Consider the following 8,748-nt stretch of genomic DNA (forward strand, 5'->3'; position numbering starts at 1 on the left):
CCACTTTGCCCCTTGCGAAGCTTTTTTTGCCCTTGTGCCCGACCTGCCCCACTCCATCACGAGGCCTACCCGACATGCACCCCGCTCCCGATCACTTCATCCTGCGCGTCAGTTGCCCGGCCGTGTCCGGCATCGTCGCCGCAGTGACCACCTACCTGGCCGAGCACGGTTGCTACATCAGCGAGATGGCGCAGTTCGACGACGAGGACAATGGGCGCTTCTTCATGCGCGCGGTGTTTCGCTTCAACACCGGTATCCGTGGTGATACGCCGCAACTGGAGGCTGGCTTTACCGACGTGGCCCAGCGCTTCGGCATGCAGTGGAGCCTGCACAGTAGCGCCCGGCCGATGCGCGTGCTGCTGATGGTGAGCAAGTTCGACCACTGCCTGTCCGACCTGCTGTACCGCCACGCCAAGGGCGAGCTGGACATGCACATTACCGCTGTGGTCTCCAACCACCTGGACCTGCGCCCGATGGCCGAGCGCCAGGGTATCCGCTTCGTCTACCTGCCGGTGACCAAAGACACCAAGGCCGAACAGGAAGCCGCGCTGCTGCGCATCGTCGAGGACACTGGCACCGAACTGGTGGTGCTGGCGCGCTACATGCAAATCCTCTCCGATGACCTGTGCCGGCAGCTGTCGGGGCGGGCGATCAACATCCATCACTCGTTCCTGCCCGGTTTCAAAGGTGCCAAGCCTTACCACCAGGCCTATCAGCGCGGGGTCAAACTGATCGGCGCCACCGCCCACTACGTGACCAGCGACCTGGACGAGGGCCCGATCATCGAGCAGGAAGTGCAGCGCGTGGACCACGCCTACGCACCGGACGATCTGGTGGCCATCGGCCGCGACACCGAGACCATCGCCCTGTCCCGCGCCGTGAAATACCACCTGGAACACCGGGTGTTCCTTAACCACGACCGCACGGTGATCTTCAAATGAGCGCCCTTCTCAGCGTCAAGCTGATCGACGGCAAGGCCACCGCCGCGCGGGTGCTGGCCGAAGTGCGCGAGCAGGTGCTGGAACTGCGCCAGGGCGGCGTGCAACCCGGCCTGGCCGTGGTGCTGGTGGGCGCCGATGCCGCCAGCCACGTGTACGTACGCAACAAAGTACTGCGCGCCGAAGAGGTGGGCATCCGCTCGCTGGAACATCGCCTGCACGCCGACACCACCCAGGCCCACCTGCTGACCTTGATCGACCGCCTGAACCGCGACCCGGAGGTAAACGGCATCCTCGTGCAACTGCCGTTGCCCGGGCACATCGACGAGCACCGTGTATTGCAAGCCATCAGCCCGTTCAAGGACGTGGACGGCTTCCACAGCGAGAACGTTGGTGGCCTGGCCCAAGGCCGCGATGTGCTCACCCCGTGCACCCCCAGCGCTTGCATGCGCCTGCTGCGCGACGCCTGTGGCGAGCTGCGCGGCAAGCATGCGGTGGTGGTCGGCCGCTCGAACATTGTCGGCAAACCCATGGCTGCCCTGCTGCTGCAGGCCGACTGTACGGTGACCGTGGTGCACTCGCACAGCCGCGACCTGCCAGCGCTTTGCCGCCAGGCCGACATCCTGGTGGCGGCAGTGGGCCAGCCACGGCTGATCGGTGCCGACTGGCTCAAGCCCGGCGCGGTGGTGATCGACGTCGGCATCAACCGCGTCGATGACGGCGGCCACAGCCGCCTGGTCGGTGATGTCGACTTCGCCGCTGCCCTGCCCCAGGTCGCCGGCATTACTCCGGTGCCCGGCGGCGTCGGCCCGATGACCATCGCCTACCTGATGAAAAACACCCTGCTCGCCCTCGACCTGCAACAACAGGCCGCCCACCAGGAGCGCACCTGATGCCTTTCGCCCTGCTGAAATACGGCCTGAGTGCCGACTACCCGGTGGAGGTCGACCTGCCGCCACCGTGCGAACTCAAGCCACGCTATGACGTGGTGATCATTGGCGCCGGCGGCCATGGCCTGGCCATCGCCTACTACCTCGCCAGGTACCATGGCGTGACCAACGTCGCTGTGCTGGAAAAGGCCTACCTGGGCGGTGGCAATACCGCACGCAACACCGCGGTTATCCGCTCCAACTACCTCACCAGCGAAGGTGTGCGCTTTTACGCAGAATCGGTGCGCATGTTCCAGAACCTGTCGAACGAGTTCGACTTCAACATCATGTATTCCGAGCGCGGCCAGCTCACCCTGGCGCACACCGATGCCACCGTGCGCGCCTTCCGCCAGCGGGCCGAAGTCAACAAGCACTTCGGCGGGCGCACCGAAATGATCGACCGCCAGCAGATTCGTGAACTGGTGCCCAGCCTTAACCTCGACCCCGGCCACCTGCCGGTGCTGGCGGGCCTTTGGCACATCGACGGCGCCACCGCGCGCCATGACGCAGTCGCCTGGGGCTACGCCAAGCAGGCAGCCAAGCGTGGCGTGGAAATCCACCCGCTGACCGAAGTGCAGGACCTGCTGATTCGCAATGGCCGCATCGAAGCGGTCAAGACCAACCGTGGCACCGTACAGTGCGGCTGCGTGGTCCAGGCCGTGGCCGGCGCCAGTTCGCTGCTGATGGCCAAGGCTGGCATACGTGCGCCGATTCACACCTACCCGCTCCAGGCCATGGTCACGCAGCCGTTCAAGCCGTTCCTCGATCCGCTGGTCAGTTCGTCGGCACTGCACTGTTATGTGCAGCAGACCAGCCGTGGCGAGATCGTCTTTGGCGGCGGCTCCGACCCCTACCCGCTGTACAACACGCGCTCCACACTGGATCTCAAGGAAAGCCTGCTGGCCCACGCCATCGAGATGTTCCCGTTCATGGCCAACGCCAAGCTGATGCGCCAGTGGGCCGGGATGACCGACATGACCCCGGACTACAGCCCGATCATGGGCCTGTCGCCGGTGCACAACTACTACCTGGACGCCGGCTGGGGCACCTGGGGCTTCAAGGCCACGCCAATTTGCGGCAAGACCATGGCCGAGCTGGTGGCCAGCGGCGGCAAAGTGCCCGAAATGATCGCCCCCTTCGCCCTGGAGCGCTTCAGCCGCTTCCAGCAAGTCAACGAAATGGGCGCCACTGCGGCCAGCCACTAGGAGCAACGACAATGAAGATCCTGACCTGCCCCTTGAACGGCCCGCGCAACATCAGCGAGTTCACCTACGGCGGCGAATTCAAGCACATGCCCGACCCGGCCCGCTGCAGCGATGCCGAGTGGGCAGACTACGTGTTCAACAGCGACAACCTGGCCGGGGTGGTGACCGAGTGGTGGCTGCACAACGCCTCCAGCTACTGGTTTCTGGCCGAGCGTCACACGGTGAGTGACCAGGTGCTGCGCACCTTCGACCCGAAAGCACTGTTCGACCGCCGTGTCGACTTCACCCCCGTTGCCACACCGGAGATCGCCGGATGAACAGCCACACTCGCCTCCCTGCGCCCATGGGCCTGCTGATCGACCGCGAGCGGCCCCTGCGCTTCCAGTTCGATGGCCAGGCCTGCCAGGGCTTTGCCGGTGACACCATTGCCAGCGCCCTGCTCGGTAACGGCCGCTGGCTGCTGTCGCGTTCGTTCAAATACCATCGCCCACGCGGCCCGCTGAGCATGGCCGGGCAGGATGCCAACACCCTGGTGCAGTTGCCTGACGAACCCAACGTGCTGGCCGACCTGGAGGCCGCATGCGAGGGCCAGGTGGTCACAGGGCAGAACTTCAACGGCAGCCTGGAGCATGACCGCGACGCCTGTCTGGGCAAGTTTTCACGCTTCATGCCGGTGGGCTTCTACTACCGCTCGTTCTACAAGCCCAAGGGCATGTGGAAAGTGTGGGAACCGCTGATTCGCAAAAAGGCCGGCCTGGGCGTGCTCGACCTTGGCTTCAAGCCGCAGTACTACGACAAAGCCTATCTGTTCGTCGATGTGGCGGTCATCGGCGGCGGCCCCGCCGGCCTGCGCGCCGCGCTGGACGCGGCCAATGCCGGGGCCAAGGTGCTGCTCATCGAACAACAGCCGGTACTGGGCGGCTCGCTCACCTACGCCCGCTTCGACATCGCCGGCACCCGCGCCGCCAGCCTGCGCCAGGAGCTGTTGGCCGCCATCGAGGTCCACCCGAACATCCAGGTACTGCTGGATGCCACCTGCAACGGCTGGTTCACCGACAACTACTTGCCAGTGATCCAGCACACACGCTTGTACAAGGTGCGTGCCAGCCGTTGCCTGGTGGCAGCCGGTTCGTTCGACCAGCCGGTGGTGTTTCGCAATAACGACCTGCCGGGCGTGATGCTGACCAGCGCTGCCCAGCGGCTGATGAAGCTGTATGCGGTCAAGCCCGGCCAGCGCGCGGTGATCCTCACCGGCCACGATGACGGCTATCTGGCCGCCCTCGACTTGCAGGAGCAAGGCGTGGCCGTGGCCGCAGTGGTCGATATGCGCGCTGCGCCGGCCGATGCCGCACTGGCCGCCGAACTGAAGCGCCGCGATATCCCCGTGTACCTGGGCAGCACGGTGTACGAAGCACTGCACGAAGCGGGTATGCGTCATGTGAACGGCGTGGACATTCGCCCGATCACCGGCCAGGGCAAGGTCGGCCCTCATGGCCTGCGCCTGGCTTGCGACCTGCTGTGCATGTCGGCGGGCTACATGCCGGTATACCAGCTGCTGTGCCAGGCCGGTGGCAAGTTGGCCTATGACGTCAACCGCGACGAGTTCACCATCAGCGACCTGCCAGCCGGGTTGGGCATCGCCGGCTCGGTGAACGGCCGTCACGCGCTGACCAACGTGCTGGCCGATGCCACGCGCGGGGCTGCCGATGCAGTGGCAGCGCTGGGCCTGCAAGCGCCACCACAATCGGTGTTCAGCGCCGAAGCCAAGGTCAATTTCCCCTGGCCAATCTTTGCGCACCCCAAGGGCAAGGATTTCGTCGACTTCGACGAAGACCTGCAGGTGCGCGACATCGTCAACGCCACCCGCAGCGGCTATCGCGACGTGCAGTTGGTCAAGCGCTTTTCCACGGTCGGCATGGGCCCGTCCCAAGGCCGCCACTCGGCGCTGCCCACCGCACGCCTGGTAGCGCAGGCGACCGGCCGCAGCATCAGCGAGACCGGGGTGACTACTGCCCGCCCACCGTTCCAGGCAGAAAAGCTGGCGCATGTCGCCGGCCGTGCCTTCGACCCTTACCGGCAAACGCCAATGCACCGCCGCCACTTGCAAGCCGGGGCGAAAATGATGCCTGCCGGCACCTGGCAACGCCCGGCCTACTACGGCAAGCCCGAGGAACGTGAGCGCTGCATGCAGGAAGAAGCCCGCCATGTGCGCGAAAAAGTCGGCCTGATCGACGTGTCTACCTTGGGCGGCCTGGACGTGCGCGGCCCAGACGCCGCAGAACTGCTGGAGCGCGTCTACACCTTCGGCTTTGCCAAGCTGCCTGTCGGCCGCACCCGCTACGCGCTGATGACCAACGAACAGGGCGTGGTGATCGACGACGGCGTCTGCGCACGCCTGGGCGAGCAACACTTCTATGTCACCGCCACCACCAGCGGCGTGGACCGCATCTATCAACAGATGCTGAAGTGGAACGCGCAGTGGCGCCTGGACGTGGACATCACCAACGTCACCGCCGCCCTGGCCGCGGTAAACCTGGCCGGGCCACTGTCACGCCAGGTGCTGGCCAAGGTGTGCGCTGACGTGGACCTGTCGGCCGAAGCCTTCCCCTACCTCGGCGTACGCCTGGGCAATGTAGCGGGCATCCCCGCACGCATCCTGCGGGTCGGCTTCGTCGGTGAGCTGGGCTACGAAGTGCATGTGCCGGCGCGCCATGCCGAGCGCCTGTGGGACGAACTGATGCAAGCCGGTGCAGGCCTGGGTATTCGCCCTTTCGGCGTCGAGACCCAGCGCCTGCTACGCCTGGAAAAAGGCCATGTGATCATCAGCCAGGATACCGACGGCATGACCCACCCGGCAGAGATCGACATGCAATGGGCCATCGGCCGCAAGAAGCCGTTCTTCGTCGGCAAGCGCTCCATCGAAATCCTTGAGGCGCAGCCGCTCAAGCGCAAGCTGGTCGGTTTCACCCTGCCGAAGGGCAGCCCGCAACCAATGGAGGGGCACCTGGTGCTGGACGGGCCGGACATCAGCGGCAACGTCACTTCCTGCGAATACTCGCAAACCGTAGGGCAGATCATCGGCCTGGCCTATGCCGGTGCCCACCAGGCCACCCCAGGCATGCACATCCCGATCCGCGTGCAGGGCGGCGCGATGGTGCAGGCCAAGGTGGTGCAACTGCCGTTCCACGATCCCGACAACCAGCGCCAGGAGCTCTGAGCCATGACCCGTTTGCAAGCCGAAGCGTTTCTCCCTCACAGCCCGCGGGCCGAGTGGCGGCACACCTGCGCGTTGACCGACCTGACCGATGTGGCACGGGTCGGGTTTCGCGGGGGTGACACCGCCGCCTACCTGCAGCAGCGCGGCTACCGTTTGCCGCCGCAGCCGAACCAGGCCGTGCGCCAGGACGACGGCGGCTGGGTAGCGCGGTTGTCGCAGACCGAGTACCTGCTGCTGGGCAGCCTGGCCGACAAAGGCGCACGGGTGGCTGGCGCAGAGGCCGAGTGGGTGCAGGATGCCCAGCGTAACTACTTGCTGCCGCGCCAGGACAGCCATGCCTGGCTGCAGCTGTCTGGAGCCCTTGGCAGTGCGGTGATGGCCAAGTTGTGCGCAGTGGACTTGCGTGCCGAGGCGTTTCCGGCCGGGGCGGTGGCCCAGACTTCGGTGGCACGCATCAATGTGATTGTGGTGAATGTGGGCAGCGATGAGCGTCCAACATTACAGTTGCTGTTTGATCGGGCGTCACGGGTGTACATGCGGGCAGCGATGCTGGATGCCATGGATGAATTCGATGGCGGTTTGATTGAGCTGGGTGCGTTGGTGGGTTGATACGCGGTGAGGCCTGCAGCGTGTTCGCCGCACGATTTTCGGCGTTTGGCCCACGCTTGTGATTCGAGATCACGGCCCTCATCCAACTGTTCGGGCTCTCGCCAAAGTGGAACGGTGAATGGCAGCTTTTGCTCCCACACGTGCTCTGGGCACCTCGGGCTATCAGCTTGCCATTCACCGCTCTCACTTCAGATTCTATTCCTTCTCCAAGACACAAGCGGGTTTACCCGCGAAAGGGCCATCAGCCCAACATCAGGGTTCAAACCCTTCGACAATGATCACTTCAGCCTTCGCCACCCCCTGGCGATGGCTGCACGCCTCCTGGTACAGCGCGGACCGGTAACACGCCACGGCCTGCTCGTACGAATCAAACTCGATCACCACGCTACGCTGCGGGGTTGGCCGCCCTTCCATCGCCTCACTGCGCCCGCCACGTGCCAGGAAGCGGCCGCCGAATGCCTTGAAGGCTGCCGGAGCGCGTTGGGTGTACTGCTGGTATTGCTCGGGGTCGGTTACGTCCACGTGGGCGATCCAATAGGCCTTCATGCGCTGCTCTCCTGAAACGACGATATTTGTGTATGATGGTATACCATAATAATCACCCCACCACAGTGAGCGTGCAACATGGCATTCAACACCATCGAGGAACTTCTAGAGGACTACCGGCAAGGCAAGATGGTCCTGCTGGTGGATGACGAGGACCGAGAGAACGAAGGCGACCTGCTGATCGCTGCCGAGCGTTGCGACGCCCAGGCCATCAACTTCATGGCCCGCGAAGCGCGTGGCCTGATCTGCCTGACCCTGACCGACGAACACTGCCAGCGCCTGGGCCTGGAGCAGATGGTACCGGCCAACGGCAGCGCTTTCAGCACGGCGTTCACCGTGTCGATCGAGGCGGCCATCGGCGTCACCACCGGCATTTCCGCTGCCGACCGGGCGCGCACCGTGGCAGCGGCCATGGCCCCCACCGCCCGCCCCGAAGACCTGGTACAACCCGGCCACATCTTCCCCCTGCGTGCACGCGAAGGCGGCGTGCTGACCCGCGCCGGCCACACCGAGGCCGGCTGCGACCTGGCGCGCCTGGCTGGCTTCAGCCCGGCGTCGGTCATTGTTGAAGTGCTGAATGACGACGGCACCATGGCCCGCCGCCCTGACCTTGAAGTGTTCGCCGCCCGGCATGGCATCAAGATCGGCACCATCGCCGACCTCATTCACTACCGCCTGAGCACCGAGCAGACCATCAAGCGCATCGGCGAGCGCGAGCTGCCGACCGTGCACGGCACCTTCCGCCTGGTCACCTATGAGGACCGCATTGAAGGCGGTGTGCACATGGCCATGGTCATGGGCGACATCCGTCGCGAGCAACCGACCCTGGTGCGGGTGCACGTGATCGACCCGCTGCGCGACCTGGTCGGTGCCGAATACGCAGGCCCGCCCAATTGGACGCTGTGGGCAGCGCTGCAGAAGGTGGCCGATGAAGGTACTGGCGTGGTGGTGATCCTGGCCAACCATGAATCCTCCCAGGCGCTGCTGGAGCGTGTACCGCAGCTGACCCAGCCGGTAAGGCCTTATCAGCGTGGGCAGTCGAAGGTGTACTCCGAAGTGGGCACCGGGGCGCAGATTCTGCAGGACCTGGGCGTGGGCAAGCTGCGTCACCTGGGGCCACCGCTGAAGTACGCCGGCCTGGCGGGATATGAGCTGGAGGTGGTGCAGAGCATTGCGTTCGAGCCCGTAATGCCGGGCTGACCTCCGCCCTCCCTGCGACGCCGGCCTTGTGGGGGGGGGGGGGGGGGGGGGGGGGGGGGGGGGGGGGGGGGGGGGGGGGGGGGGGGGGGGGGGGGGGGGGGGGG

8 protein-coding genes are annotated in these 8,748 nt (G+C 65.4%); 7 read left to right on the forward strand and 1 reads right to left on the reverse strand.

Features of this window, described 5'->3' with window-relative positions:
• The first annotated feature begins 74 nt into the window (after positions 1 to 74).
• Genes purU through ACK1VC_RS16655 form a run of 6 tightly spaced genes read left to right on the forward strand, consistent with a single transcriptional unit; the run spans position 75 to position 6,898 of the window.
• A complete protein-coding gene (gene purU / locus ACK1VC_RS16630; protein WP_016487664.1) occupies positions 75 to 941 on the forward strand; it encodes a formyltetrahydrofolate deformylase in 867 nt (288 codons plus the stop codon).
• On the forward strand, positions 938 to 1,831 hold the full coding sequence (folD, locus tag ACK1VC_RS16635) for a bifunctional methylenetetrahydrofolate dehydrogenase/methenyltetrahydrofolate cyclohydrolase FolD (RefSeq protein WP_102689041.1): 894 nt from the start codon (positions 938 to 940) through the stop codon (positions 1,829 to 1,831). The genes purU and folD overlap by 4 nt, the downstream gene beginning before the upstream one ends.
• Entirely contained in the window at positions 1,831 to 3,072 is a 1,242-nt protein-coding gene (locus ACK1VC_RS16640) for an FAD-dependent oxidoreductase (RefSeq protein WP_016487666.1), read from the forward strand. Before folD ends, ACK1VC_RS16640 begins: the two co-directional genes overlap by 1 nt.
• A gap of 11 nt (positions 3,073 to 3,083) precedes the next feature.
• The gene (locus tag ACK1VC_RS16645) at positions 3,084 to 3,389 is read left to right on the forward strand and encodes a sarcosine oxidase subunit delta (RefSeq protein WP_016487667.1); all 306 of its coding nucleotides are present in this window, start codon (positions 3,084 to 3,086) and stop codon (positions 3,387 to 3,389) included.
• On the forward strand, positions 3,386 to 6,289 hold the full coding sequence (locus tag ACK1VC_RS16650; protein ID WP_191086724.1) for an FAD-dependent oxidoreductase: 2,904 nt from the start codon (positions 3,386 to 3,388) through the stop codon (positions 6,287 to 6,289). Before ACK1VC_RS16645 ends, ACK1VC_RS16650 begins: the two co-directional genes overlap by 4 nt.
• A 3-nt stretch (positions 6,290 to 6,292) precedes the next feature.
• Positions 6,293 to 6,898 (forward strand): sarcosine oxidase, encoded by a 606-nt coding sequence (locus ACK1VC_RS16655; RefSeq protein WP_095115502.1) that lies wholly within the window; start codon positions 6,293 to 6,295, stop codon positions 6,896 to 6,898.
• 252 nt (positions 6,899 to 7,150) lie between these two features.
• On the opposite strand, the gene ACK1VC_RS16660 is transcribed toward ACK1VC_RS16655, so the two are convergent.
• Positions 7,151 to 7,444 (reverse strand): DUF1330 domain-containing protein, encoded by a 294-nt coding sequence (locus ACK1VC_RS16660; protein ID WP_023049469.1) that lies wholly within the window; start codon positions 7,442 to 7,444, stop codon positions 7,151 to 7,153.
• 78 nt (positions 7,445 to 7,522) lie between these two features.
• Between ACK1VC_RS16660 and ribBA the strand changes: the two genes are divergently transcribed.
• On the forward strand, positions 7,523 to 8,644 hold the full coding sequence (gene ribBA, locus ACK1VC_RS16665; RefSeq protein ID WP_191086725.1) for a bifunctional 3,4-dihydroxy-2-butanone-4-phosphate synthase/GTP cyclohydrolase II: 1,122 nt from the start codon (positions 7,523 to 7,525) through the stop codon (positions 8,642 to 8,644).
• Positions 8,645 to 8,748: the final 104 nt, after the last annotated feature.

The organism is Pseudomonas sp. XP2 (genome assembly GCF_053557975.1).